This window comes from Ramlibacter pinisoli (assembly GCF_009758015.1).
Lineage (GTDB): Bacteria > Pseudomonadota > Gammaproteobacteria > Burkholderiales > Burkholderiaceae_C > Ramlibacter > Ramlibacter pinisoli.
In genome coordinates, this window is sequence record NZ_WSEL01000003.1 from 2098263 (window position 1) to 2124038 (window position 25776).

Annotated in this window: 30 protein-coding genes; 5 read left to right on the top strand and 25 right to left on the bottom strand. The window is 70.7% G+C overall.

Translation table 11 applies throughout. From position 1 onward, the window contains the following. Positions 1-8 precede the first annotated feature (8 nt). From GON04_RS11385 to GON04_RS11410, 6 genes are read right to left on the bottom strand one after another with little or no spacing between them, the layout of a single operon-like run. Positions 9-815: a DNA alkylation repair protein gene (locus tag GON04_RS11385; RefSeq protein WP_338050937.1), complete on the bottom strand. Its 807-nt coding sequence runs from the start codon at positions 813-815 to the stop codon at positions 9-11. A 4-nt stretch (positions 816-819) separates the two neighbouring features. Next, positions 820-1410 (bottom strand): SCO family protein, encoded by a 591-nt coding sequence (locus tag GON04_RS11390; RefSeq protein ID WP_157397981.1) that lies wholly within the window; start codon positions 1408-1410, stop codon positions 820-822. A gap of 8 nt (positions 1411-1418) precedes the next feature. Further along, on the bottom strand, positions 1419-2288 hold the full coding sequence (gene cyoE / locus GON04_RS11395) for a heme o synthase (protein WP_157397982.1): 870 nt from the start codon (positions 2286-2288) through the stop codon (positions 1419-1421). Further along, positions 2285-3439, bottom strand: coding sequence for a COX15/CtaA family protein (locus tag GON04_RS11400; protein ID WP_157397983.1), 1155 nt, complete (start codon positions 3437-3439; stop codon positions 2285-2287). Before GON04_RS11400 ends, cyoE begins: the two co-directional genes overlap by 4 nt. Beyond that, positions 3436-4149, bottom strand: coding sequence for a hypothetical protein (locus GON04_RS11405; RefSeq protein ID WP_157397984.1), 714 nt, complete (start codon positions 4147-4149; stop codon positions 3436-3438). The genes GON04_RS11400 and GON04_RS11405 overlap by 4 nt, the downstream gene beginning before the upstream one ends. Beyond that, entirely contained in the window at positions 4100-4819 is a 720-nt protein-coding gene (locus tag GON04_RS11410) for an SURF1 family protein (RefSeq protein ID WP_157397985.1), read from the bottom strand. Before GON04_RS11410 ends, GON04_RS11405 begins: the two co-directional genes overlap by 50 nt. Before the next feature lie 24 nt (positions 4820-4843). On the opposite strand from GON04_RS11410, the gene GON04_RS11415 reads away from it, so the two are divergent. Next, positions 4844-5065 (top strand): twin transmembrane helix small protein, encoded by a 222-nt coding sequence (locus tag GON04_RS11415; protein ID WP_157397986.1) that lies wholly within the window; start codon positions 4844-4846, stop codon positions 5063-5065. Positions 5066-5129: 64 nt separating this feature from the next. Here GON04_RS11415 and GON04_RS11420 read toward each other — a convergent pair whose 3' ends face one another. From GON04_RS11420 to GON04_RS11450, 8 genes are all read right to left on the bottom strand, one after another. Beyond that, complete coding sequence (locus GON04_RS11420) at positions 5130-6011, bottom strand: cytochrome c oxidase subunit 3 (protein WP_157397987.1); 882 nt, start codon at positions 6009-6011, stop codon at positions 5130-5132. A 37-nt stretch (positions 6012-6048) separates the two neighbouring features. Continuing rightward, entirely contained in the window at positions 6049-6225 is a 177-nt protein-coding gene (locus GON04_RS11425) for a DUF2970 domain-containing protein (protein ID WP_181653999.1), read from the bottom strand. Beyond that, entirely contained in the window at positions 6222-6770 is a 549-nt protein-coding gene (locus GON04_RS11430; protein WP_157398486.1) for a cytochrome c oxidase assembly protein, read from the bottom strand. The genes GON04_RS11425 and GON04_RS11430 overlap by 4 nt, the downstream gene beginning before the upstream one ends. A 34-nt stretch (positions 6771-6804) precedes the next feature. Further along, the gene (locus tag GON04_RS26765; RefSeq protein ID WP_220132911.1) at positions 6805-6921 is read right to left on the bottom strand and encodes a cytochrome oxidase small assembly protein; all 117 of its coding nucleotides are present in this window, start codon (positions 6919-6921) and stop codon (positions 6805-6807) included. Positions 6922-6940: 19 nt separating this feature from the next. Then, positions 6941-8596 carry a cytochrome c oxidase subunit I gene (ctaD, locus tag GON04_RS11435; protein WP_157397988.1) on the bottom strand — a complete coding sequence of 552 codons (1656 nt, stop codon included), beginning with the start codon at positions 8594-8596 and terminating at the stop codon, positions 6941-6943. A gap of 25 nt (positions 8597-8621) precedes the next feature. Further along, complete coding sequence (gene coxB / locus GON04_RS11440) at positions 8622-9782, bottom strand: cytochrome c oxidase subunit II (RefSeq protein WP_157397989.1); 1161 nt, start codon at positions 9780-9782, stop codon at positions 8622-8624. A 45-nt stretch (positions 9783-9827) separates the two neighbouring features. Beyond that, positions 9828-10310, bottom strand: a complete 483-nt coding sequence (locus tag GON04_RS11445) for a DUF2244 domain-containing protein (protein ID WP_157397990.1) — start codon at positions 10308-10310, stop codon at positions 9828-9830. Between the two features lie 69 nt (positions 10311-10379). Next, on the bottom strand, positions 10380-11276 hold the full coding sequence (locus GON04_RS11450) for a class I SAM-dependent methyltransferase (protein WP_181654001.1): 897 nt from the start codon (positions 11274-11276) through the stop codon (positions 10380-10382). Positions 11277-11295: 19 nt separating this feature from the next. Here GON04_RS11450 and GON04_RS11455 point away from each other — a divergent pair, with 19 nt between their 5' ends. Next, positions 11296-11997: a ComF family protein gene (locus GON04_RS11455; protein WP_157397991.1), complete on the top strand. Its 702-nt coding sequence runs from the start codon at positions 11296-11298 to the stop codon at positions 11995-11997. Next, complete coding sequence (locus GON04_RS11460) at positions 11997-12464, top strand: tRNA (cytidine(34)-2'-O)-methyltransferase (RefSeq protein ID WP_157397992.1); 468 nt, start codon at positions 11997-11999, stop codon at positions 12462-12464. Before GON04_RS11455 ends, GON04_RS11460 begins: the two co-directional genes overlap by 1 nt. Here GON04_RS11460 and GON04_RS11465 read toward each other — a convergent pair. After that, a complete protein-coding gene (locus tag GON04_RS11465; RefSeq protein WP_157397993.1) occupies positions 12458-12910 on the bottom strand; it encodes a MaoC family dehydratase in 453 nt (150 codons plus the stop codon). The two genes, GON04_RS11460 and GON04_RS11465, sit on opposite strands and share 7 nt — an antisense overlap. A 134-nt stretch (positions 12911-13044) precedes the next feature. Here GON04_RS11465 and kefF point away from each other — a divergent pair, with 134 nt between their 5' ends. Next, a complete protein-coding gene (gene kefF, locus GON04_RS11470; protein WP_157397994.1) occupies positions 13045-13731 on the top strand; it encodes a glutathione-regulated potassium-efflux system oxidoreductase KefF in 687 nt (228 codons plus the stop codon). Then, a complete protein-coding gene (gene kefC / locus GON04_RS11475; protein ID WP_157397995.1) occupies positions 13731-15584 on the top strand; it encodes a glutathione-regulated potassium-efflux system protein KefC in 1854 nt (617 codons plus the stop codon). Before kefF ends, kefC begins: the two co-directional genes overlap by 1 nt. A gap of 12 nt (positions 15585-15596) precedes the next feature. On the opposite strand, the gene GON04_RS11480 is transcribed toward kefC, so the two are convergent. From GON04_RS11480 to GON04_RS11525, 10 genes are all read right to left on the bottom strand, one after another. Next, the gene (locus GON04_RS11480; protein WP_157397996.1) at positions 15597-16355 is read right to left on the bottom strand and encodes a sulfite exporter TauE/SafE family protein; all 759 of its coding nucleotides are present in this window, start codon (positions 16353-16355) and stop codon (positions 15597-15599) included. 29 nt (positions 16356-16384) lie between these two features. Further along, entirely contained in the window at positions 16385-16927 is a 543-nt protein-coding gene (locus GON04_RS11485; RefSeq protein WP_157397997.1) for an NADPH-dependent FMN reductase, read from the bottom strand. Positions 16928-16960: 33 nt separating this feature from the next. After that, a complete protein-coding gene (locus GON04_RS11490; protein ID WP_157397998.1) occupies positions 16961-17944 on the bottom strand; it encodes a Bug family tripartite tricarboxylate transporter substrate binding protein in 984 nt (327 codons plus the stop codon). 1 nt (position 17945) lies between these two features. Beyond that, complete coding sequence (locus GON04_RS11495; RefSeq protein ID WP_157397999.1) at positions 17946-18563, bottom strand: nuclear transport factor 2 family protein; 618 nt, start codon at positions 18561-18563, stop codon at positions 17946-17948. A 121-nt stretch (positions 18564-18684) separates the two neighbouring features. Continuing rightward, complete coding sequence (locus tag GON04_RS11500; protein ID WP_157398000.1) at positions 18685-19398, bottom strand: ABC transporter ATP-binding protein; 714 nt, start codon at positions 19396-19398, stop codon at positions 18685-18687. Continuing rightward, positions 19391-21139: a branched-chain amino acid ABC transporter ATP-binding protein/permease gene (locus GON04_RS11505; RefSeq protein ID WP_157398001.1), complete on the bottom strand. Its 1749-nt coding sequence runs from the start codon at positions 21137-21139 to the stop codon at positions 19391-19393. The genes GON04_RS11500 and GON04_RS11505 overlap by 8 nt, the downstream gene beginning before the upstream one ends. After that, positions 21136-21996: a branched-chain amino acid ABC transporter permease gene (locus tag GON04_RS11510; protein WP_232532978.1), complete on the bottom strand. Its 861-nt coding sequence runs from the start codon at positions 21994-21996 to the stop codon at positions 21136-21138. Before GON04_RS11510 ends, GON04_RS11505 begins: the two co-directional genes overlap by 4 nt. Positions 21997-22327: 331 nt before the next feature. Further along, a complete protein-coding gene (locus GON04_RS11515; protein WP_157398002.1) occupies positions 22328-23536 on the bottom strand; it encodes an amino acid ABC transporter substrate-binding protein in 1209 nt (402 codons plus the stop codon). Positions 23537-23598: 62 nt separating this feature from the next. Continuing rightward, on the bottom strand, positions 23599-24564 hold the full coding sequence (locus tag GON04_RS11520; protein WP_157398003.1) for a Bug family tripartite tricarboxylate transporter substrate binding protein: 966 nt from the start codon (positions 24562-24564) through the stop codon (positions 23599-23601). Then, positions 24561-25721, bottom strand: coding sequence for a CaiB/BaiF CoA transferase family protein (locus tag GON04_RS11525; protein WP_157398004.1), 1161 nt, complete (start codon positions 25719-25721; stop codon positions 24561-24563). The genes GON04_RS11520 and GON04_RS11525 overlap by 4 nt, the downstream gene beginning before the upstream one ends. Positions 25722-25776 lie beyond the last annotated feature (55 nt).

Sequence of the window (25776 nt, forward strand, 5' to 3'; positions counted from 1 at the left end):
TGCGGTCGTTATTTGTTCAGGGTGCGTTGGGCGCGGCGGGTGATGTAGGCGGTCTCGGGGGTCTTGGATCCCCGTGTCCATCGTGCACAGGTTTCGACGACCCACTCGGGGTGCGTCCGGCTGGCGTCATTCAGCCAGTTGGCCACCGAGTTGCGCACGTAGAGGCTGGGGTCGGACTTCAGGGGCTCCAGCAACGGCAGGCCGCGCCAGGGTTCGGCTTTCAGTGCCTGCAGCGGCGCGCACCAGACGCCGTGCGGCCGGGTGAGTTCGCTGGCGAAGCGGCGGAGGTTGGCGTCGTCGTCACGCACCCAGCCGGCCAGCAGCGCGATGGCCGCGTCGACATCGGTGGCCACCGCCGGCCGCACCGCCGACCAGGCCATCTCGCGCACGCCGAAGTGCGGGTCGGCGGCAAAGCGGCGCACCGCCTGCAGCTGCCCGTCCAGGCCCAGGCCGGAGAAGGCGACCCACTGGGCCGCCCAGCTGCGGGCGATGTCGCTGGCGTGGGTGGCCAGGCGGTGCGCCACCGCGTCGCGGTCGCTGCGGGGCAGCGTCAGGTCGTAGAACGCCCGCGCGACATGCAGGTGGCGCTTGACCGGCTTGAACGCCGGCAGCATGGCCAGGGTGTCGTCCAGCCGTTCGGCCCCGGGGTCCAGCCCGATGGCGCGGGCGACGCTGCGGGCCAGCCGGGCGAGGTCGAGCGCCAGGAACTCGTTCAGGTTGACCGTGGGCACCAGGCCGTCGTTCAGGGCCTCCAGCACCGGCGGCGGGATCAGCGCGATGCGCGCCGCGCCCCGGCGCGCCAGCAGGTGCTGCACCACCTCAGGCGGAGGTGGCGAGCAGCTGCTTGAGGTCGTCGGCCAGCGTCTGGGCGCCGCTGCCGTAGCGGGTGTACAGGCGCAGCCGGCCCTGCGGATCGAACACGAAACTCGACGCCGAGTGGTCCATGGTGTAGGTGCCGGGCGTCTTGCCCTCGACCTTCTTGTAGTAGACCTTGAAGTCCTTGGCGACGGCGGCCGTCTGCTCGGGCGTGCCGCGCAGCGCGATGAAGTCGGGACTGAAGTTGGCGGTGTAGGCCTTGAGCAGCTCCGGCGTGTCGCGCTCGGGATCGACCGTGATGAGCACGCCCTGCACCTTGTCGCCATCCGCGCCCAGCAGCTTCTTGGCCTGGGCGATCTCGGCCAGCGTGGTCGGGCAGGCGTCGGGGCACTGCGTGTAGCCGAAGAACACGACCACCGCCTTGCCGCGGAAGTCCTTCAGGCTGCGCGTCTGGCCGTTGGTGTCGGGCAGCGAGAAATCCTTCGCGTAGTCGGCCCCGGTGAGGTCGACGGCGGCGAACTGCGGCTTCTTCTCCCCGCAGGCGGCCAGGGCGGCGGCGGCGGCGATCAGTCCCAGGGCATGGCGGCGGTCCATGGTGCACCTCACAGCAGGTAATGGTCCAGCAGCAGCGCGGCGAACAGCACGCTGAGGTGGATGAGTGAAAAACGGAAGGTCTTGCGCGCAAGCGTATCGGAATAGTTCCGCCACAGGCGCAGGCCGTACCAGGTAAAGCCGGCGCTCAGCACCAGCGCCGTGACAAGGTACAGCCAGGAGCTCATGCCGATGGCGAACGGCAGCAGGCAGGCCGCCCCCAGCACCAGCGTGTACAGCAGGATCTGCAGCCGGGTGAACTCGCTGCCGTGCGTCACCGGCAGCATCGGCAGCCCGGACTTGCGGTAGTCCTCGACCCGGTACAGCGCAAGCGCCCAGAAATGCGGCGGCGTCCACAGGAAGATGATGAGGAAGAGCACCAGCGCCTCGGGGCCGACATCGCCGCGCATGGCCGCCCAGCCCAGCACCGGCGGCATGGCGCCCGAGGCGCCGCCGATCACGATGTTCTGCGGCGTGCGCGGCTTGAGCACCACGGTGTAGATGATGGCGTAGCCGACGAAGGTGGCGAACGTGAGCCACATGGTCAGCGGATTGACGGTGGCGTAAAGCAGCGCCGAGCCCAGCGCGCACAGCACGATCGAGAACACCAGCGTCTGCGTGTCCGACAGCTCGCCCCTGGCCGTGGGGCGCCAGGCGGTGCGCCGCATCTTGGCGTCGATGCCTTTCTCGATCAGGCAGTTGAACGCCGCGGCGGCGCCCGCCACCAGCCAGATGCCGAACGCGGCGAAGGCGGCGGTGCGCAGGTCGTCGGCCGACGGCGCGCCCGGCACGGCCAGCACCATGCCGATCACCGCGCAGAAGACGATGAGCTGGATGACGCGCGGCTTGGTCAGCGCGTAGAACTGGGCGAAGCGGCTCATGAGGGCACTCCCTCGCCGCGCGCCAGGGCCGCGGAGCGGCCGGCCGCACGGGCGCCGGCGGGCCGGCTCTCGCACAGCGCCCAGGTGAGCACCACCACCAGGGCCGCCGCCCCGCCGGTGTGGGCCAGCGCCGCCGCCAGCGGCCAGCCGAGGACGACGTTGGACAGGCCGCTGGCCAGCTGCCACAGGGCCAGCAGGCCGAGCAGCCGGGCCTGGCGCGGAAGTGCATCGCGCAGGCGCCAGGCCAGCGCGAGCAGCAGGCCGAGGACGACGTAGGCGGCCAGCCGGTGCACGTAGTGGATGGCCGTCAGCGCTGCGAACGAGACATGCTCGCCGGCGCCGGTGAGGCCGAGCGGGCGCCACAGCTCGAAGGCCTGGCGGAAGTCCATCGGCGGCCACCAGCTGCCCTGGCAAGAGGGGAACTGGGAGCAGGCCAGCACGGCGTAGTTGGTGCTGACCCAGCCGCCGAGAGCGACCTGGATCCAGAGCGCGGCCACGGTCGCGGCCAGCAGCGCGAAGCGGCCACCGGACAGGGCGGCGGGCCGGGCGCCGGTCTCGGCCTGGCGGTAGGCCACGGCCTGCCGGCACAGCAGGGCCAGCAGCACCATGCCACCGAGCAGGTGCAGCGTGACGATGGCCGGGAACAGCTTCATGGTCACGGTGAGCGCCCCGAACGCGCCCTGCAGGCAGACCCAGGCCAGCGTGGCGGTGGGCCACCAGGGATCGACCGGCAGCGCGGCGCGCCGGCGCAGCGCCCAGGTGCCGGCCGCCAGCGTCAGGATCAGCACGCCCACGCCGGTGGCCAGGTAGCGGTGGACCATCTCGATCCAGGCCTTGGTGTGCGTCACCGGGCCGGTGGGCATGGTCGCCTGCGCGGCGCTGATCTGCTCGTGCGCGCCGGCGGGCGTGGCGTTGGCGTAACAGCCCGGCCAGTCGGGACAGCCCAGCCCGGAATCGGTGAGCCGGGTGAAGGCGCCGAACAGCACCAGGTCGAAGGTGAGGAACAGCGTGAGCAGCGTCAAGCGCGACAGCCGCTGGGCCGCACTGGCGTTGCGGCTGCGCAGCCACAGCCAGGCGATCGGCCCGAGCGCGACGATCGCGCCCATGAGCATCAGCCGCGTGAGCGGCGCCAGGTCGACCAGCCCGTTCATTGCGGGCGCCCTGGCTGGTCCCAGCTGGCCGACGCGCGCATCAGCCGTTCGAGGTCGCGCTTGGCGTTGGGTGCGCCCTCGCGGTTCAGCCCGGCCGGCATGCGCATCATCCAGTGGCCCATCGGGTCGATGACATACAGGTGGTCGGCCAGCGCGCGACCGGGCGCCGGCTGCAGCCACTGCGCGAGCTGCTCGCGCGGCACGCGCAGAACGGTGGCGGCCGCGACCGCCGGGCGCAGGTCGGCCCGCACCGGCTGCTCGTCCTCGACCAGCCAGACCCAGTCGAGCCGGTCCTTGTCCTTGCCCAGGGCCTCGCGCAGCTGGCGCTGCAGGTACAGGTTCTGCTCGCACGGCGCCGCACAGGCCCCGCCCGCGACGCTGACCAGCAGCCACTGGTTCTTCAGGCTGTCCAGCCGCACCCGGCGGCCGTCCAGCGTGGTGGCGGTGAGCGCGGGCATCGCGCGCTGCGGCTCGATCAGTTCGCCGAAGCTGCGCCGGCCTTCGGGCCGCACGACGTAGTAGGTGAAATAGGAAGCCACCACCGGCGCCGCGCAGATCAGCATCACGAACAGCATCTTGAGGCGCCCGCGCACCGTGCGCTGCGCCTCCCCGACCTCGCGCGGGCCGGGCAGTGCGTGGATGGTGAGGTCCAGCGGCTCGTCAAGCCTGCGGGGCGCGGCGGCGGGGGGCGATGAACTGGAACCAGGCATAGAGGATGGCGATGAGGGCACTGAGGGCCCACCACTGGGCGGCGTAGCCGTAATTGGTGTCGGGGCCGCGGCCACCGGTTTCGGGCCAGTCGCGCAGCAGCCCCTGCGAGGCCGGCCCGGTCTCGAGCACCGTGACCGGCAGCAGGCGCAGGCCCGTCTCGGCGGCAAAGGGCACGAGGTCGAGATTTTGCCGGATGGCGCCGCTACCGGCCGAGCCGAACTGGTATAGCTTGGCCGGGGGCGGGGCAATGCGGCCGGTGAGCTCGACCTCGCCGGCCGGCGTCTCGACCGGCGGGAGCGCCTCGCGCCGCTCGAAGTTGCGAGGTGCCCAGCCGCGCTGGACCAGCACGGCGCGGTCGGTGCCGGTCAGGCGCAGCGGGGTCGCGACGTAGAAGCCGACCCGCGCGCCCATCTGGCGGTTGTCGAGGAACACGGTGCGCTCGGCCACCCAGGTGCCGCGCAGCCGGACCGGGCTGTGCAGCTGGCCGGCGACGTCGGGCGCCAGCAGCGCGGATGGCAGCAGCGGCGCCTGGTCGCGGCGGGCGGCGATGGCGCCGGCCAGGGCCTCCTTCTGGTGGGCGCGGCCGAACTGCCAGGCGCCCAGGGAAAAGGTCACCGCCACCCCGACGGCGGTGGCGGCGGTGACGACCCAGAAGCGGGCGCGCGTCATGTGGCGGGCCGGATAATGGCCGGCATGAAGTACCTCGTCGCGTTGGCCTTCCTGGCCATCATCGGCAGCCTGGGCTCGGCGCTCTTTTTCATGATGCGCGACGGCCAGGACGGCAAGCCCAAGACCAGCAACATGGCGCGCGCGCTGGCGTTCCGGGTCGGCTTCTCCATCCTGCTGTTCGTCTGCGTGCTGGTCGCCTGGAAGCTCGGCTGGATCCACCCCACGGGCATCCCGGTCGGCCGGTAGCGCACCACCCAAGGACAAGGGGCCGCTTGCGCGGCCCCTTTCACTTGCTGCGGTGCGGCCGCGCTTACAGCCAGTAGACCAGTGTGTAGAGGCCGAGCCACACCACGTCCACGAAGTGCCAGTACCAGGCGGCGCCCTCGAAGCCGAAGTGGCGTTCGGGGGTGAAGTGGCCCTTCATCAGGCGCAGCGTGATGAACAGCAGCATCAGCATGCCGATCAGCACGTGGAAGCCGTGGAAGCCCGTGAGCATGAAGAAGGTGGAGCCGTAGGCGCCCGAGCTGAGCTTGAGGTTGAGCTCGCTGTAGGCGTGGAAGTACTCGTAGCCCTGCACGAACAGGAACGTCACGCCAAGCGCCACGGTGATCCACATGAAGGCGATGGTGCGGCCGCGGTGGTTCTCGCGCAGGGCGTGGTGGGCGATGGTGAGCGTGACGCCCGACGACAGCAGCAGCGCCGTGTTGATCGTCGGCAGCCAGAACGGCGTCATGGTCTGGAACGGCTCGATGATGCCGGCCGGCGAGGCGGTGACGCCGGGCGCGACGCTGGGCCACACGGCCTTGAAGTCGGGCCACAGCAGGGCATTGTCCAGGCCGCCCAGAGCCGGCACCGAGTGCGAGCGCATCCACCACAGGGCGGTGAAGAAGGCGCCGAAGAACATCACCTCGGAGAAGATGAACCAGCTCATGCTCCAGCGGAACGACAGGTCGATGCGGTGGCCGTACTGGCCCGCCTCGCTCTCGCCGATGGCGTCGCCGAACCACTGGAACAGCACCCAGAACAGCCACAGCAGGCCGAACAGCACCGACCACTTGCCCCAGTCGGCGCCGTTGATCCACTGCGCCGCGCCGAAGATGACGAAGAGCAGGCCGAAGGCCGCGAAGGCCGGATGCCGCGACGGGTGCGGCACGTAGTAATGGGGCGTGGTGCCGCTGGCGCTCGAACTCATTTCTTCTCGACTCCTGCTTTCGGTTCTTCCGTGATTCTCAAACGATCCAGTGGACGAGCATGGCCAGCCCGCCCACCAGCAGCAACACCCCGACCAGCGCCACCAGGATGACGTGGACGGGATTGAGCTGCTTCATGTCCTCTTCCAGGCCGGCACCCCGGCGGATGCCGAGGAACGACCAGGCCACCGCGCGCGCGGTGCGCAGCACGTTCACGACCTCGCCCCCTCGCCGGCCGGTGCCGGCGGGGTGCCCGCGCCCACCTCGAAGAAGGTGTACGACAGCGTGATGGTGGTGACGTCCTTCGACAGCTTGGGGTCGATGACGAACGCCACCGGCCACTGCTTCTTCTCGCCCGGCTCCAGCGTGTACTGGTTGAAGCAGAAGCACTCGATCTTGTTGAAGTGCGCCGCCGCCTGCCGCGGTGCGTAGCTGGGGATGGCCTGGGCCGACATGCGCCGGTTCTGCACGTTCTGGAACTCGTACATCACCGTGGTGAGCTGGCCCGGGTGCACCTGCAGCGTGCGCTGCGCCGGCTTGAAGTCCCAGGGGCCGCGCGAGTTGGCATCGAACTCGACCGTGATGGTGCGCGACAGGTCGACCTGCGAGTTGGCCGGCGCGCGCGATGCGCCTGGCACCTGCTGCTCGCCCAGCGCCAGGATGTTGATGCCGGTGAGCTCGCAGATGTGCTTGTAGAGCGGGATCAGCCCGTAGCCGAACGCGAACATGCCGGCCGCGACGACGCACAGCTTGCCGACCATCCGCAGGTTGTGGGACTTGCGCGTGGCCACCGGCTCAGCCCCTGAACAGCGCCATGCGGGCGATGAAGCCCAGGAAGAAGACGATGGCCACCGACGCCAGGATCAGGCCCAGGCGGCGGTTGGCTTTCTTGCGGTCATCGTCGGTGGCCATGGCCATGGGTCCGGGCAGATCAGTGGCCGGAGGGCTGCGCATCCAGCACGCGGGTGGCGCTGGCGTTCAGGCGGGGCGGCACCTCGAAGGTGTGGAAGGGGGCCGGCGACGGCACTTCCCACTCCAGGCCCTCGGCACCCTTGCCGTCGGCGTCGTTCCAGGGCCGCTGGGGCGCCGGGGCGCCCTGGCCGCGCATGATGGGCAGCACGACGAAGATGAAGAAGTAGACCTGAGCGAGGCCGAAGGCGAAGGCGCCGATGGAGGCGATCGCGTTGAAGTCGGCGAACTGCATCGCGTAGTCGGCGTAGCGGCGCGGCATGCCGGCCAGCCCCAGGAAGTGCATGGGGAAGAACGTGACGTTGAACGCGATCAGCGACCACCAGAAGTGGATCTTGCCGCGCGTCTCGTTGTACATGACGCCGGTCCACTTGGGCGACCAGTAGTAGAAGCCGGAGAACATGGCGTACAGCGAGCCGGCCACCAGCACGTAGTGGAAGTGCGCCACCACGTAGTAGGTGTCCTGCAGCACCAGGTCGACCGGGGCGATCGCCAGGATCAGGCCGGTGAAGCCGCCCATGGTGAACACGAAGATGAAGCCCACCGCGAACAGCATGGGGGTCTCGAAGGTCATCGAGCCCTGCCACATGGTGGCGATCCAGTTGAAGATCTTCACGGCCGTGGGCACAGCGATCAGCATGGTCGCGTACATGAAGAACAGCTGCCCGGTCACCGGCATGCCGGTGGTGAACATGTGGTGCGCCCAGACGATGAACGACAGGATGGCGATCGAGCTGGTCGCATACACCATGGAGGCGTAGCCGAACAGGCGCTTGCGCGAGAAGGCGGGCACGACCTGGCTGATGATGCCGAAGGCCGGCAGGATCATGATGTAGACCTCGGGGTGGCCGAAAAACCAGAAGATGTGCTGGTACATCACCGGGTCGCCGCCGCCGGCGGGGTTGAAGAACGTGGTGCCGAAGTGGCGGTCGGTCAGCGTCATGGTGATCGCGCCGGCCAGCACGGGCATGACGGCGATCAGCAGGTAGGCGGTGATGAGCCAGGTCCAGGCGAACATCGGCATCTTCATCAGCGTCATGCCGGGCGCGCGCATGTTCAGGATGGTGACGATGATGTTGATCGAGCCCATGATCGAGCTGGCGCCCAGCACGTGCATCGCGAAGATGCCGGCGTCCATCGACGGGCCCATCTGCAGCGTGAGCGGCGCGTAGAGCGTCCAGCCGGCGGCGGGGGCGCCGCCCGGCATGAAGAACGAGCCCACCAGCATGATGCCGGCCGGCACCATCAGCCAGAAGCTGAAGTTGTTCATGCGCGCGAACGCCATGTCGGATGCGCCGATCTGCAGCGGGATCATCCAGTTCGCGAAGCCCACGAAGGCCGGCATGATGGCGCCGAACACCATGATCAGGCCGTGCATGGTGGTGAGCTGGTTGAACAGCTCGGGGTTGACCACCTGCAGGCCGGGCTGGAACAGCTCGGCGCGGATGCCCAGCGCCAGCAGGCCGCCCACCATCAGCATGGTGAACGAGAACAGCAGGTACAGGGTCCCGATGTCCTTGTGGTTGGTGGCGTAGACCCAGCGCCGCCAGCCGGTGGGGGCGCCATGGTGGTCGTCGTGCTCGTGCGCGTGACCGTGGGTGTCGAGAACTGCGCTCATGGGGTGTGACCTCGGGATGCCTGGATTACTTGCCGCGCTGCGCCAGCACTTCGGACGGCTGGACGACCTGGCCGGTCTTGTTGGACCAGTTGTTCTTGGTGTAGCTGACCACGGCGGCGATGTCGGTGTCGGACAGCTGCTTCCAGGCCGGCATGGCGCCCTTGCCGTTGAGCACGACCTGCAGCTGCTTGGACTTGTCGGCGTCCTGCACGATGGGCGAGCCGTCGAGCGCCTTGATGGGGCCGGCGCCCTTGCCGTTGGGCTGGTGGCAGGCGGCGCAGTTGGCGGCGTAGACCTTCTCGCCGCGGGTGACGATGTCGGAGAGCTGCCACACCTTGTTGGGGTCGTCCTGCTTGGCCGCGGCCCGCTTCTGCTGGTCGCCGACCCAGGCGGTGTATTCCTGCGCCGTCACCACCTTGACGTGGATCGGCATGTAGGCGTGCTCCTTGCCGCACAGCTCGTAGCAGTTGCCGTAGAAGTCGCCGGTCTTCTCGCTGCGGAACCAGGTGTCGCGCACGAAGCCGGGGATGGCGTCCTGCTTGACGCCGAACGCCGGCACGCCCCAGGCGTGGATGACGTCGTTGGCGGTGGTGATGATGCGGACCTTCTTGTTGACCGGCACCACCAGCGGGTTGTCGACCTCGAACAGGTAGTTGTCCGGCACGTCGGCCTTGGCGCCCGCGTTCGAGATCTCGCGGTGCGTGGGCAGCAGCGTCGACAGGAACGACAGGCCCGAGCCTTCGCCGTTGAGGTAGTCGTAGCCCCACTTCCACTGGTAGCCGGTGGCCTTGATGGTCAGGTCGGCGTTGCTGGTGTCCTTGGCGGCGACCAGCACCTTGGTGGCCGGCAGCGCCATGCCGATCACGATGAGGAAAGGCACCAGGGTCCAGATGACCTCGACCGTCACCGATTCGTGGAAGTTGGCGGGCTTGTGGCCGACCGACTTGCGGTGCTTCCAGATCGAATAGAACATGACCGAGAAGACGGCCACGAAGATCACCGTGCAGGTGATCAGCATGAACCAGTGCAGCCAGGATTGCTCGACCGCGATGCGGGTGGCCGCCGCCGGCAGGTTCAGCTGCCGCACGCCCGGGCCGCCGGGCAGGTCGTTCACGGCGTGCGCGGCACCGGCAGAGGCCGCGGCCGCGAGGGCCAGCGCCCGGGCCATGGTCGAAAGGCTCTTCATCGTTCCTGTTCCGTTCTGATCAATCACTACAAAACCCGCGCGCCCTCAGCGCACCGCGACCCGCTCGCGCAGGGCGCTCCTGATCTCCTGCGCCAGCAGCGGCCGCAACTCCGGCCGCACATAGCGTCCCACGCTGACCGAACGCCCGCGGGCGGACACCTCGATCAGCGAGCGCCCGCCGGTGCGCGGCTCGACCCGCACCCAGTCGGGATCGAACTCCGTGCGCTGCAGCTGCCCGGCGCTCTCCAACTCGACCACCAGCCGGCGGTCCTGCAGCGAGATGCGCTCGCCGTCGGCCGCATGCCGCGCGTACACCAGGAATGCCAGCCCCACCGCCCCCAGCTCCAGCCAGGCGAACGGCAGGATCAGCGTCGCGCCGTGCAACCAGAACAGCGCCGCGATGGCCAGCGACACGACACACAGCGAGGCATAGAACCACCCCAGCTGGGTCGGCGTGACCGAGCAGTTGCGCTTCAGGAACCAGACGATGTTCTGGCCCTGGACGGTCGCGAAACGAAATACCGGCATCGACGGTGACGCTCACAAATCAACCGGGCATTGTAGCGGTGTTGACCTTCGTCAAATCCGCCTCGGCAACTATTTGCCGGGCCGGCGCTCCGCCTGCAGCATGGCCCGCATGTCCTCCAGCGACACCGCGCTGCGGTCGGCCACCTTCACCCGCGGCGCCGGCTTGATGGCGTGGCCGTAGACGATCTCGAACGTCATTGCCAGCCGGCCGTCGGGGCCGCGCAGGCGCTCGTCCAGCGCCTGCTCGAGCCGGGCGCGCCAGCGGCGGCCACGCAGGGCGGGAAAGCGGTCCGGGTGCACGTTGGCGCCCAGTTCGCGCAGTTCGGCCAGCAGCCGGGCCGGCGACTCCCAGCTCAGGGTCAGCCGCTCCATGTCCATCACCGGCTCGGCGAAGCCGCCGTGCACCAGCATGTCGCCCCAGTCGTGCATGTCGGTGAACTGCGGCCCGGGCGGCGGCCAGCCCAGCGTCGCATACAGCCCGTGCAGCTCGCGCAGCGTGTCGGGCCCGAAGCAGGACAGCATCAGGAAGCCGTCCGGCGCCAGCGCCCGGTGCCACTGCGCCAGCAGCCCCTGCGGATCGGCCGTGCCGTGCAGCGCCATGTTGGCCCACAGCATCTGCACCGCGCCGTCGGGGACGCCGGCCACCACCTCGCGCCGCGGCCCGCCCCAGCGCCGCCACCAGGGCCGGGCGGCGACGGCCTGCACCGCCGCCTGGCGCGCTCCGGCGGGCTCGACCAGCAGGCAGCGCGCGGCCGGGTAGCGCTGCTCGATGGCGGGCTGGATGGCCAGCCCGCCACGCAGCGGCCCCCAGTGGGCCCAGGCTTGCGGCGCCAGCTTGATCCACTCGAGCCGCTCGGCCATGCGGCGCGCCACTTCCTCGTGCAGCCAGGGCGCCTGCAACGGCGCCGCCCGGTCCCAGCGGGCGACCGCCGGGGGATCCAGTGTGGGGGGGCGCTGGTCGGGCACGCGGCAGTATATTGACCCGATGCTGGGGGAGCTGGTCCGGGGTCTGTCGCGCGCCACGCCGGCGCGCTGCGAGGTGTGCCGCGCGTGGCCGGCCGCGCCGGTGTGCGCCGCCTGCCTGGAGCGCTTCGCGCCCCGGCGCCACCGCTGCCCGCGCTGCGCGCTGGCCCTGCCCGACGGCGTGGCGCAGTGCGGACGCTGCCTGCGCGAGCCGCCGCCGCTGGACGCCTGCCACGCCGCCGTGAGCTACGGCTATCCCTGGTCCGGCCTGGTGGGCCGCTTCAAGTTCGGTGGCGAGCCGGGCTGGGCCGACGGCTTCGCCGCCCTGCTGCTGCGCGATCCCGCCGCCCGCGCCCTGGTGGCCGGTGCCCGCTGGCTGCTGCCGATGCCGCTGTCGCGCGAACGCCTGGCCCATCGCGGCTTCAACCAGGCGCACGAGCTGGCCCGGCAGCTGGCACCCGGCCGCGCCGATCCGCGGCTGGCGCTGCGGCTGGTCGACACGCCGGCACAGGCCTCGCTCGACCATGCCGCCCGCCAGGCCAACGTGCGCGGTGCCTTCACGCTCGAGCCGGGGCGCGCCGCCGAGCTGCGCGGGCAGGCGGTGCTGCTGGTCGACGACGTGATGACCACCGGGGCCTCGCTGTACGCGCTGGCGCGGGTGGTGCGTGCCGCCGGCGCCGCCGCGGTGTCCGCCATCGTGCTGGCCCGCACGGAGGACGCCTGATGTTCCGCATCGTCCTGGTCGCGCCGGAGATCCCGCCGAACACCGGCAACGTCATCCGGCTGGCGGCCAACACCGGTTGTGCGCTGCACCTGGTCGAGCCGCTCGGCTTCTCGATGGAGGACCGCCTGATGCGGCGCGCCGGCCTCGACTACCACGAGTACGCCCAGGTGCGCCGGCACGCCGACTGGGCGGCGCTGCTGGCGGCCGAACGGCCCGATCCGGCCCGGCTGTTCGCGCTCACCACCCGCGGCACCCGCACGGTCCACGACGTCGCGTTCGCGCCCGGCGACTGGCTGGTGTTCGGCTCCGAGTCGGCCGGCCTGCCCCCGGCGCTGCGCGCCACCTTCCCGGCCGCCCAGCAGCTGAAGCTGCCGATGCGCGCCGGCCAGCGCAGCCTGAACCTGTCGAACGCCGTGGCGGTGACGGTGTTCGAGGCCTGGCGGCAGAACGGCTTCGCCGCTCAGTAGCGGCGGGCGATCGACTCGGCCACGCAGACCGGCCTGTCGCTGCCCTCGCACTCGACCGCGACCTTCCACGTCATCTGCATGCCGCCGTCGGCGATCGCCTCGCAGGCCAGCAGGGTCAGGCGCCCGCGCAGCCGGCTGCCCACCGGCACGGGGGCCGTGAAGCGCACCTTGTTGAGCCCGTAGTTCACGCCCATCCGGGCGCCGCCCAGCGTGATCGCCGTCTCGAAGAACAGCGGCAGCAGCGACAGGGTGAGGTAGCCGTGCGCGATCGGCGCGCCGAACGGGCCGGCCCTGGCCTTCTCGACGTCGACGTGGATCCACTGGTGGTCGCCGGTGGCCTCGGCGAAGCGGTCGATGCGCTCCTGGGTGATGTCGACCCAGTCGCTGACGGCGACTTCCTGGCCCACCAGGGGCACGAGCTCGGCGAGGGAGGCGAAGGTCTTCATGCCGCCACTGTAGGGCGGCGGCGCCGGCTCCGGTGTCCAGCCAGCGACAACGGCTTGCCGGGCGCAGCTGCTCGTGCAACTGCTCTGCGCACGCATGGCCCCATCGGCGGCCGCATCTACGGTATGTTCGTGACATGGATGAGCCCGCTCCCGCCGTCGCCGAAACCCCCGGCACCTACGTGCTGGCCGCGCACCCGAACTGGCGCGAGTCGCGCGTCAACCGCCGCCTGCTGGAGGCCGCACGCGCCACCCCGGGCGTGCAGGTGCAGGACCTGTACGCCAGCTACCCCGACTACGACATCGACGTCGCCGCCGAGCAGCGCCACCTGGCGCGGGCGCGGCTGCTGGTGCTGCTACACCCCATCCAGTGGTACTCGATGCCGGCGCTGCTGAAGCTCTGGCTGGACGAGGTGCTCACGCACGGCTGGGCGTACGGCCGCACCGGCACGGCGCTCAACGGCAAGGACCTGTGGCTGGTGGCCACCACCGGCGGCCCCGAGGCCTCCTACCACCCGCAGGGCTACAACCGCTACTTCTTCGACGCCTTCCTGCCGCCGTACGAGCAGACGGCGGCACTGTGCGGCATGCGCTTCCTGCCGCCGCTGGTGTTCCACGGCGCCCACCGCGCCCACCAGCCCGAGATCGACGCCCATGCCGGGGTGTTCGCCGAGCGCCTGCGCAGCCACCCCGACTGGCCCGAGCTGGAGGACCTGCCGGCCTGCGTCGCCTGCGAGGTGCCCGTTTCGGACCGGCCGGCCGACCAGCCCGCCGACCGCCTGGCCGACTACGCGGCCAATCCCGTGCACCGGGAGGCCCGCTGATGGAGCACCTGCCGGCCTGGCTGTCCAGCAGCCTGATCTACCTCGGCGCCGCCGTGATCGCGGTGCCGCTGTCGCGGGCGCTCGGCCTCGGCTCCATCATCGGCTACATCGCCGCCGGCATCGCCATCGGGCCCTGGGGCATCGGCCTGGTCACCGAGGTCGAGGACATCCTGCATTTCGCCGAATTCGGCGTGGTGCTGATGCTGTTCCTGGTCGGCCTGGAGCTGGAGCCGCGCCGCCTGTGGAACCTGCGCCGGCCCATCTTCGGCTGGGGCGGCGCGCAGGTCGTCGGCTGCGCCGTGGTGCTGTTCGGCGCCGGCGTGCTGGCCGGCGCCGACTGGCGCATCAGCCTGGTGGCGGCGCTGGGCCTGGCGCTGTCGTCGACGGCGATCGCACTGCAGGTGATGGGCGAGCGCAACCTGCTGCCCACCAGCAGCGGCCAGGCCAACTTCTCCATCCTGCTGTTCCAGGACGTCGCCGCCATCCCCATCCTGGCGCTGGTGCCGCTGCTGGCCGGGGTGCAGCCCGACGACGGGGCTGGCGACGGCGTGCTGCTGCAGGGCCTGAAGATCGTCGCCGTCATCGCCGCCATCGTGCTGGGCGGACGGCTGGCGCTGCGTCCGCTGCTGCGCTGGATCGCGCGCAGCCGCACGCCGGAGATCTTCACCGCAGCGGCGCTGCTGCTGGTGGTGGCGATCGCCGCCCTGATGCAGATCGTCGGCCTGTCGATGGCGCTGGGCGCCTTCCTGGCCGGCGTGCTGCTGGCCGAGAGCGAGTACCGGCGCGAACTCGAGACCGACATCGAGCCGTTCAAGGGCCTGCTGCTCGGGCTGTTCTTCATCGCCGTGGGAATGAGCATCGACTTCGGCGCCCTGCTCGCCCAGCCGCTGCTGATGGCCGGGCTGGTCGCCGGCTTCCTGCTGCTGAAGGCGGCCGTCATCTGGTTCCTGGCCAAGGCGATGGGCATCGAGCGGCAGGACCGGCCGGTGTTCACCCTGCTGCTGGCCCAGGGCGGCGAGTTCGCCTTCGTGGTGTTCCAGGCCGCGGCCGGCGCGCATGTCTTCCCGGCCGCCACCGCCTCGCTGCTGATCGGCGCCGTGGCCGTCTCCATGCTGCTGTCGCCGCTGCTGCTGGTGGCCATCGACCGCTTCGTGGCCGCCCGCTTCACCCGTGGCGGCGGCCGCACGCTGGAGGAGATCAGCGCCGAACAGGACGCCCCGGTCATCATCGCCGGCTTCGGCCGCTACGGCCAGATCGTCGGCCGCCTGATGCTGGCGCAGGGCGTGCGCGCCACGGTGCTGGACCACGACGCCGACATGGTGGAGGTGGTGCGCTCGTTCGGCTACAAGGTCTTCTACGGCGACGCCAGCCGGCTCGACCTGCTGCGCATCGCCGGCGCCGACAAGGCGCGGGTGCTGGTGGTGGCGGTGGACAGTGCCGACCAGTCGCTGGCCATCGTCGACCTGGCGCGCGAGCACTTCCCCCACCTGCAGCTGGTGGCGCGGGCGCGCGACGTCACCCACTGGAACGAGCTGCGCGACCGCCAGGTGATGCACGTCGAGCGCGAGCTGTTCGAGGCCAGCCTGCGCAGCGGCCGCACGGTGCTGGAGCTGCTCGGGCAGAGCCCGCACGAGGCGCGCCGGCTGGCGATGCGCTTTCGCCGCCACAACATCGAGCTGTTCGAGCAGATGTACCCGAACCGCAAGGACCGCTCCAAGATCATCGCCGTCGTCAAGCAGGGGCGCCGCCAGCTGGAGGAGCAGCTGGCGCGCGAGCGCGAGGAGGTCGCGGCGCGGCGCCACGTCGGCGACGACCGCCCGCCCGGCTGGGACCGCGACCGTCCCGGGGCCTGAGCCCGGCGGCGCTCAGGCGAGGAAGCCGTCCCAGACCAGCTTGGAGCCGGTCAGCAGCATGCCCAGCAGCAGCAGCCGGTAGAACAGCACCGGCTGGATGCGGCGGGCGATCCGGATGCCGGCGAACACGCCCAGCGGCGCGATCGGCAGCAGCACCAGCGAGGTGGCCATGTTGCGCAGGTCCAGCAACCCCAGCCAGCCGTACGGCACCCACTTGGCGATGTTCATGGCGAAGAAGAACACCGCCATGGTGCCGGTGAACACCACCGGCGGCAGCCGCATCGGGATCACATAAGCGTTGACGGCCGGCCCGCCGGCGTGGGCGACGAAGCTGGTGAAGCCGGAGGTGGTGGAGAGCAGCGCGCCCAGCCACTTCGGCCAGGCGCCGCTGCCCGCGCGCGGCGGGAACAGCAGCCGCTGGGCGAGGAAGGCCAGCGTGAAGACGCCGGTGATGCCGGCCACCAGGTGCGAGTCGAGCACCCTGAACAGCAGCGTGCCGCACAGCGTGCCCAGCAGGCCCCAGGGCAGCAGGAAGCGCAGCAGCGGCCAGTCGAAGTCGCGCCGGAAGGCATGCAGGCCGAGGATGTCCATCAGCAGCAGCGGCAGCATCAGCATGGCGGCGGCCTGCGGCACCGGCACGGCCAGCGCCAGGATGGGGACGGCCAGGGAGCCGAAGCCGGCCCCGAAGCCGCTCTTGCTGATGCCCAGCAGCAGGACGGCCGGGATGGCGGCGGCGTAGAACGCCGGATCGGTGATGAGCGGAAACGACAAGCCCGCGATTGTGCGCGAGGCCGCCGGCCTCAGCCCAGACGGGCCTTGAGCTTCTGCAGCGAGACCAGCAGGTCGCCGATGAACCTGGAACCGGCCTCGTCGGTGAAGTTGCCCGAGGCGTCGAACTTCGAGGCGCAGTTGTTGATGAAGACCTCGGGCTTGTTCACGGTGAAGGCGTCCAGAAACACCAGCACCTTGCGCAGGTCGTACTGCACGCGGGCCGTGCCGACCGGGCCGGGGCTGACGCCCATGATGGCCACCGGCTTGCCGGCGAACGGCGGCTCGGGCGGGCGCGACAGCCAGTCGAGCGTGTTCTTCAGCACGCCGGGAATCGAGAAATTGAATTCCGGCGTCACCAGCAGGATGCCGTCGGCCGCCCGCACCTTGGCCTTGAGCGCGCTGACCGGCGCCGGTTCGCCCGCCGCCCGCACGTCGTCGTTGTACAGAGGGACCTCGGCGATGCTGGCGACCTCGATCTCCATGCCGGCCGGGGCGAGCTTCTGGGCGGCGCGCAGCGCCATGGTGTTGTACGAGCCGGCGCGCAGGCTGCCGGAAATGCCGAGGACTTTCATGACTCTCCAGTGGAACGAAAAAAACCGTGGATGCTAGTCGGCCCGCACGCCCAGCGTGCGCACCAGGGGCGCCCAGCGCTCGACGTCGCGCCGCACGACGGCGCGCGCCGCCTCCCCGGTCAGCTGCAGCGGCTTGCCGCCACCCTTGGCCAGCGACTCGCCCAGCTCGGGCGCGGCCACCACCTGCCCGAACGCCTCGCGCAACCGCGCCAGCACGTCGGCCGGGGTGCGCGCCGGCGCGAACAGGCCGAACCACGACTCCAGCTCCAGCTGCGCGACCCTGGTCTCGAGCACGGTCGGCACGTCGGGATGCATGGGGTTGCGCGCCGGGCCCGAGACCGCCAGCGCGCGGGCATTGCCGGCGTCGACCTGCACGCGCGCCGTCGGCGAGAGGTCGAAGAACAGGTCGACGCGGCCGCCCAGCAGGTCCTGGTAGGCCGGCTGCGCGCCGCGGTACGGCACGTGCGTGATCTCGACGCCGGCCAGGTGCCACAGGGCCGCCGCCAGCACGTGCTGGCCGGAGCCGTTGCCGGCCGAGGCGTAGAGCAGCCGGCCGGGATTGGCCTTGGCGTAGGCCACCACGTCCTGCAGCGTCCTGAACGGCAGGTCCTTGCGGGCCATCAGCGTGTAGCTGTAGCTCACCGCCAGCCCGATCGGCTCGAAGTCCTTCAGGCTGTCGTAGGGCAGGTTGGGATACAGGCCGGGATTGAGCGCCAGGTTGGAGACCGACCCCACCAGCAGCGTGTAGCCGTCGGGCGCCGCCTTGGCCGCCAGGTCGGTGCCCACCAGCGTGCCCGAGCCGGCGCGGTTCTCGACCACGAAGCCCTGCCCCATCTGCTTGCCCAGGCGGTCGGCCAGCAGCCGGCCGACGCTGTCGAAGCCGCCGCCGGGCGGCTGCGGCACGACGATGCGCACCGCCTTGTTCGGATAGGCCTGCGCGAAGACGGGCGACGAGGCGGCCGCGGCAGCCGCGGCGGCCAGCACCAGCAGCTGGCGGCGATCGAGGGGGCGCGCCATCTCAGCGCTCCAGCGGGCCGCCGGCCAGCCAGGCCGCGCCGCGCCGGTACAGGTCCTGCACCTCGGGGCCCTTGAGCATCGGCATGTCCATCTTGACCTTGTAGCCGATGCGGGTCTGGATGTAGGCCAGGTGGCGGTAGCCCTCGGGCATGGCGGCGAGGAAGTCCTTGTCCAGGCGCAGCTGCGCACTGGGGTCGACCGGGTCGAGCCGGTCCTTCTCGTAGATCGGCTGGCGGTGCAGAAGCTTCCAGGCGCCCTCGTCCCGGGTGACGAAGTCGTAGAAGCGGCCGGTGCACACCACGTCGCACAGCACCGGCCCGTCGATGCCCTCGACCATGCCGCGCTGCGAGATGGTCATCTTGGTCTGGGCGATGGCGCGGTCGCCCTGCACCTCGATCGCGCTGCCGCCCAGGAAGTGCAGGATGCTCACGCCCTTGGCCCAGCCCTCCTGGGTCACGCGAATGAACTCGCGCCAGGGGCCCTGGAACCAGGTGGCCATCATCACGCCGTCGGGGTGCCAGCAGGTGGCGAAGCGGTCCCAGTCGCCGGCATCGCGCCACACGGCCCAGCGCTCCACCAGCTCGCGCACCAGCAGCTTGTCGGTCATCGGATCGGTCATGTGGGTCTCCATCGTCGTCGGCGGCGAACTCTAGGGCCGACCGCCCACGGCGGGCAAGCGGCCGGCCGCAAATGAGTTTTCCGGGGTGCGCAACACTGGCGCCGCAGCGGGCGCCGGTGCGTCAGTGCGTCTCCAGGCCCAGGTAGGCCTTGCGGATCTCCGGCCGGTGCATCAGCTCGGAGGCGATGCCCTCGGCCACGATGCGCCCCTCCTCCATCACGTAGGCGCGGCGCGCCAGCTCCATCGCCATGGCCACGTTCTGCTCGACCAGCAGCACCGAGGTGCCGCCGGCGTTGATGGAGCGGATGGCCTCGAACATGTCCAGCACCACCGCGGGCGCCAGGCCCAGCGAGGGTTCGTCGAGCAGCAGCAGCTTGGGCTGGCTCATGAGCGCGCGGCCGATGGCCACCATCTGCTGCTGCCCGCCGGACAGCGAACCGGCCGGTTGCCCCAGCTTCTGCCGCAGCGCCGGGAACAGCGCCAGCACCTGCTCCAGCGTGCGCGCCCGGGCCGCCTTGGGGCCGGGCAGGAAGCTGCCCAGCTCGAGGTTCTCCTGCACCGTCATGCCGGTGAACAGCCGCCGGCCCTCCGGCACGATGGCGACGCCGCGGCCGCAGAAGCGGTGTGGCGCCAGCTGCGTCACGTCCTGGCCGTCGACCATGATCCGCCCGGCGCGGGCGCGGTGCAGGCCGGCGATGACGTTGATCAGCGTGCTCTTGCCGGCGCCGTTGGGACCGACCACGCACACCAGCTCGCCCGCATCGACCCGCAGCGACACGCCCCACAGCGCCGGCGCCGCGCCGTAGGCGGCCTGCACGTCCTGGATATCAAGCATGGGCGGGCTTTCCGAGGTAGGCGCTGACCACGCCGCTGTCCTGCATCACGTCGTTGGCCAGGCCCTGGGCGATCAGCTTGCCGTGGTTGAGCACCACGATGCGGTCGGTCAGGGCCATCACGGCACGCATCACGTGTTCGACGAAGACGATGGTGGAGCCCTGCGCCTGGATGCGGCGGATCAGGTCGATGGCGCCGTCGATCTCGGCCGGCGTCAGGCCCGACAGCACCTCGTCCAGCAGCACCAGCCGCGGCCGCGATGCGAGGGCCCGGGCCAGCTCGAGGAACTTGCGCTGGTGCAGGTTCAGGTCCTCGGGCAGCGCGTGCGCGCGGGCCTGCAGGCCGGTGAACTCCAGCCACTTCCAGGCCTCGCGCTCGGCCCCGCGCTGGTCGAGAGCGGCGCCGCCGAACATGGCCGGCAGGGCGACGTTCTGCAGCACGCTGAGGTGCTGGAACGGCCGCGGGATCTGGTAGGTGCGGGCGATGCCGGCCCGGGCCACCCGGTGCGGCGGCGCGCCGGTGAGCGACTGGCCGCCGAACACGATCTCGCCGCCCGACAGCGGGTAGTGGCCGCTGACGACGTTGATGAAGGTCGACTTGCCCGAGCCGTTGGGGCCCAGCAGGCCCAGGATCTCGCCCTGGCGCACCTGCAGCGTCACGCGGTCGAGCGCCTGCACGCCGCGGAAGGCCTTGGACAGCTGGCGCACCTCCAGCAGCGGCTGGCCGGTGTGCACGGCCGGTGCCTGCGGCGGTGCCGCAGGGGCGGGAGCACTGTCGGGCGGCTGCGGGATCGGCGTGGCCGCCAGCTGGCGCGCACGCCGGCGCAGCCAGAACCCCAGCAGGCCATCGGGCAGGAACAGGATGACGACCACCAGCACCGCGCCCACCGCCGCCTTGCCGGCCACCGCATGGTCGCCGGCGGTGAAGAAGTACAGCAGGCCGGTGATGGCGGCGGCGCCGATGGCCGGGCCGGCCCAGTGGCGCGTGCCCCCCAGCACGCTCATGAGCACCACCGTCAGCGGCACCGTGATGTTGAAGGTCTCGCCGGCGGTGACGTAGGAGACGAACAGCGCGTGGATGCCGCCGGCCACGCCTGCCAGCGCGCAGGAGAGCGCGTAGGCGGCCAGCTTGTAGCCCAGCGTGGGCACGCCCATCACCTCGGCCACGTCCTCGTCGTCGTGGATCGCGAACAGGCCCACGCCCAGGCGCGAGGCCTGCACCGCATACGAGACCAGCAGGGTGACCACCGCCGTGGCCAGCACCATCAGGTAGATGGACGACGAGGCGGTGGGGCCGATGCGCGGCACGTCGACCGCGTTCAGGTACACGCCGGGGCCGCCGTCGACGGGCGTGTTCAGGATGATGGTGGCCACCACGAAGGTGACGGCCAGCGTGAGCAGCGCGAACAGTTCGCCGCGCACCGCCCGCACCCGGAACACCACGAAGCCCAGGCCGAGCGCCAGCAGCGCCGGCAGCAGCGCGGCCAGCGGCAGCGTCGCCAGGAACGGCCAGTTCAGCTTGCCGGCGAACACCGCCGTGGTGTACATGCCGATGCCGAAGAAGGCGCCGTGGCCGAACGAGAAGTAGCCCGAGTAACCCGACAGGATGTTCCACGACAGCGCCAGGATGGCCCAGTGGCACACCAGGTACAGGATGGACTCGTAGAAGGTCGGCACGCCCAGCCAGGGCACGGTGGCCAGCGCCACGCCCGCGAGCAGGATGCCGAGGTAGGTGCGGTTCATGCGGCTTTCCCCGGCCGCAGCAGCAGCATGCCGATCAGGAGCGAGAACGAGACGATGGGCGCCCACGAGGGCGAGGCCACGGCCATGGTGACGGCTTCGCTGACGCCGATGATGACGCCGGCCACCAGCGGCCCGAGGGCGCTGCCCAGGCCACCGAGCATGACGGCGGCGAACACCACGCCGACCCAGGCGAAGATCTGCGACGGTGCCAGCGTGAAGGTCAGCGCCAGGCAGACGCCGGCCAGCGCCGCCAGCGCGGCGCAGCCACCGGCCAGCAGCAGGGCGAGCCAGCGGGCGTTGACGCCGTAGGCGGCGGCGATGGGACCGTCCTCGGCCATGGCGCGCATGGCCTTGCCCAGGTCGGTGTAGCGCATCGCCGCCCAGACGCCGAAGGCGACCGCCAGCGCGAGCACCAGGGTCAGCAGCTCGGGCACCGGCACGTACAGCTTGCCGATGGTGAACTTCAGGGCGTTGTAGTGCGACTCCAGCCGCCGGTAGTCGGCGGTCCAGATGCCCTGCACCGCGCTCTCGATCATCACCGTCAGCCCGAAGGTGACCAGCAGCGAGTTGAAGGGCGAGATGCGAAAGCGCGACAGCACCCACTGCATGCCGGCGCCGACGACGAAGAACAGCGGCGGCAGCACCAGGAGGGCGAACAGCGGGTCGATCTTCCAGGCCTCGCCCATCTGGTAGGTGAGGTAGGCGCCGACGAACACCAGCCCGAAATGGGCCAGGTTGATCTGCCGCAGCAGCCCCCAGGTGAGCCCCAGGCCCAGCCCGATGAGCCCGTACAGGGCGCCGATGAAGACGCCCGACAGGATGGACTGCAGCAGCAGGTTGATGCTGGGAAGGGTCATGCGATGGATCCGTGGCGTGTCACCGGCCCCGTAGGCCGGGATCGACCCTGGGCTTTGTCACGCCGGTCTAGCCCCCCTGCCCCGTCATGCCGGGCTTGACCCGGCATCCATCCCCGGAGCGTCGCCCAGCCCGGGACGGATTCGAGCGCCGGCCGCGGTCCCCTCCCGGAGATGGATTGCGGGTCGAGCCCGCAATGACGGACATCGGGGGGCGGCCCGCCATCACGGACAGCAGGGGTCATCCCGCCGTGACGTGCACCACGGGTCAACCCGCCGTGACGACGCCGGAAAGGACAGGAACGGCGCGACACGCCCGTGGCCACCCGCCCCATCACCGCGTCTGCAGCTTGGCGCCCGGCGCCGCGAACTGCGTCGGCCAGATGACCTTCCAGGTGCCGCCCTGCACCTGCTTGATCTTCATCAGGTCGTCGCCGTAGTTGCCGGCGCCGTCGAAGCGCAGCTTGCCCTGGATGGTGTCGATGCGGTTCTTCTTCAGGTAGTCGGCGATCTTGCGGTCGTCCAGGCTGTTGGCGCCCTTGATGCCGGCCTCCAGGATCTGCCAGGCGGTGTAGGACGCCGCGGCCTGCACCTCGACCGAGGTGTCGGGCAGGTTGGCGGCCTTGGCGCGCTCGTTGAAGGCCTTGACGAACTCCGCCGCCACCGGGTTGCTGGTGAAGGGCGGGTGCTCCTCGAAGATGGTGACCGACAGCGCCTTGTCGCCGTCGGCGTTCTTGGTCATGGGCCCGGGCGCCGGGTACATGTGGAAGTGCAGCGGCGGCGTGTAGTCGATCTTCTTCATCGCGTCGAGCAGCATGTTGCCCTCCAGGCCGATGTCGCCGATCCACACCAGGTCGGGGTTGGCGTCCTTCACGCGGGCGGCGATGGGGCCGAAGTCGCGGTTGCCGAAGTCCCACTCGAGGAACAGCACCTCCTGCAGCCCGCGCTTCTTGGCCACCTCGCGGCCGCCCAGCGACATGAAGTGGATGGACGGGAACTTGCTGGTGACGATGGCGATGGTCTTGGGCGGCTTGGGCGCGGTCTGCAGCATGTCGAACAGCGAGTTCGACACCGTGTTCTGCGGGTCGGGGCCGAGCGACCAGGCCGGGAACTGCATGTCGTACTTGGCCAGCGACGGGATGCCGAAGGTGTGGTGCACCAGCACCTTGTTGTAGCGCTGGGCGACGCCCATGGCCGACAGGATGGCGCCGGTGGCGTAGGGGCCCATCAGCAGGTCGACCTTGTCGCTGGTGACCAGCTGCTCGTACAGCGTGCGCGCCAGGTCGGGCTTGGACTGGTCGTCCTTGACCAGCCACTCGACCTTGCGGCCCATCAGGCCGCCGCGCTTGTTCACCTGCTCGACGTAGATCTCGCCCACCAGCTTGTGCGTGAGCGCGGTGGCCGACAGCGGCCCGGTCAGGGCCAGGGTGCTGCCGATGCGCAGCGGCGCGCCGGCGGGCGCCTGCGCCAGCGCGGGCAGACCGGACAGCGCACCGGCGGCGGCGCCGGCGGCGGAAAGGATACGGCGGCGGGTGATGGTCATGTCTGTCTCCTCGTCGTTTGCTTGCAGGGGGTTGTCAGAGTCGTTTCGCGCGGCGGATTTCTTCAGTCCACCTGCGCGCCGGAGCGCCTGACCAGCTCCGACCATTTCGCGAGTTCCACCTTGCCGAAGGCGGCCATCTCATCGGGCTTGAGGACCGGGATCTCCAGGCCCTGGGCGGCCAGCTTGGCCTTGGCCTCGGGGTTGGCGACGGCCTGCGCGACGGCGTCGCGCAGCCGGGCCAGCACCGGCGCCGGCGTGGCGGCCGGCGCATAGAGCATGAACCAGGCGACCAGGTCGAAGTCGCCGCCGCCCTGTTCGGCGACGGTGGGCACCTCGGGCGCGGCGGCGCTGCGCTTGCTGCTGGAGACGGCCAGTGCGCGCAGCTTGCCGGCCTTGACCTGCGGCAGCACGGCGGCCGGGTGGTAGAACATGAACTGCACCTGCCCGCCCATCACGTCGGTGAGCGCCTGTCCGCCTTCCTTGTACGGCACGTGCGTCATCTCGCCGCCCAGGCGCGCCTTCAGCAGCTCGCCGGCCAGGTGGCCCGAGGTGCCGTTGCCGGCCGACGCGAAGCTCACCGCGCCCGGCCTGGCGGCCAGCGCCTTCAGGTCCTGCAGCGACTTGATGGGAGACTGGGCCGCCACCACCAGCAGCGTGGGCGTGTAGCCGGCGAAGCCGATGGGCGCGAAGTCCTTCAGCGCGTCGTAGGGCATGCGGCGGTACAGCCCCGGGTTGATGGCATGGGTGCCGACCGTGCCCATCACGATGGTGTAACCGTCGGCCGGCGCCTTGGCGACCTGGTCGGCGCCGATGTTGCCGCCCGCGCCCGCCCGGTTCTCGACCACCACGGGCTGGCCCAGCGGCCTGGCCATGGCCTCGGCGAACACCCGCGCCACGATGTCGGTGGTGGTGCCGGCCCCGAACGGCACCACCAGCTTCACCGGGCGCGCCGGGAATTCCTGCGCGCCCACCGGCCCCGCGAGGACCAGGGCGCCCAGGGCAGCCAGCAGGCAGCGGCGCGTGTTCATCGGCTCGTCTCCTTCACCGCGGCGCGCGGCTTCCAGCCCTGCGCCAGTTCGTCGTTGTGTTCGCCCAGCAGCGGCGGCGCCGTCACCTCCAGCGGGCGCTGGCCGTCGAAGGAGACCGGCGAGCGCACGGTGCGGAAGGTGCCGACCACCGGATGCTCGGTCTCCACGAACAGCTGCAGGTGCCGGGCCTGGGCATCCTGCGGCACCTCGGCGGTCGTGTACATAGGGGAATGCGGCACGTCGTTGGCATCGAGGCGGCGGCACCACTCGTCGCGCGGGTGGGCGGCGAAGATGGGCTTCAACACCTCGATCAGGTCCTCCTGGTGCTCGATGCGCGCCTGCCGGCTGGCGAAGCGCTCGTCCTGGAAGATGTCGGGCCGCTCCATCGCGGTGGCCAGCCCCTGCCAGAACTTCTCGGGCGAGGACATGTGCAGGGCGATCCACTTGCCGTCCTGGCAGGCCAGCACGTACGACTGCGACACGCTGGGGCGGCTGAACGGCCCCATCACCTCGTTGGCCGAGAACAGGTGCTGGAAGGCGTCGAGGTTGAAGTGCGTCATCGCCTCGAACATCGACAGCTCGACCTTGCGCGCCGTGCCGGTGCGTTCACGCTCGTACAGCGCGCCCAGGATGCCGTAGGCGGCGTAGAAGCCGGTCACCAGGTCGGCCAGCGCCGGGCCGACCACGCGCGGGTTCTCCGGGTTGACCAGCAGGCCGAGGAAGCCGCTGGCGGCCTGCGCGACCGAGTCGTACGTGGGCCGGTGGGCGGCCGGGCCGGTGGCGCCGAAACCGCTGATGCCGCAATAGATCAGCCGCGGGTTGATGCCGCGCAGCCGGTCGATGCCGGTGTGGATCTGCTCGGCGAACCCGGGCCGGAAGTTCTGCAGGTAGACGTCGGCGTCCTTCACCAGGGCGTCGAACCGCTCCAGGTCGGCCGGCTGCTTGGTGTTGAGCGTGACGCTGCGCTTGTTGCGGTTGACGGTCTGGTAATGCGGCGAATACAGCCCGCCCTTGAAGGCGCGGAACGGGTCGCCGGTGCCGGGCAGCTCGACCTTGACGACGTCGGCGCCCAGGTCGGCCAGCAGCATCGAGGCCGCCGGGCCGGTGATGAAGGTGCCGTGCTCCAGCACGCGCACGCCGTCGAGGACCTTGATCATCGGGCAGTCTCCAACGTCGTCGTCATGCCGGGCTTGACCCGGCATCCAGCCCCGG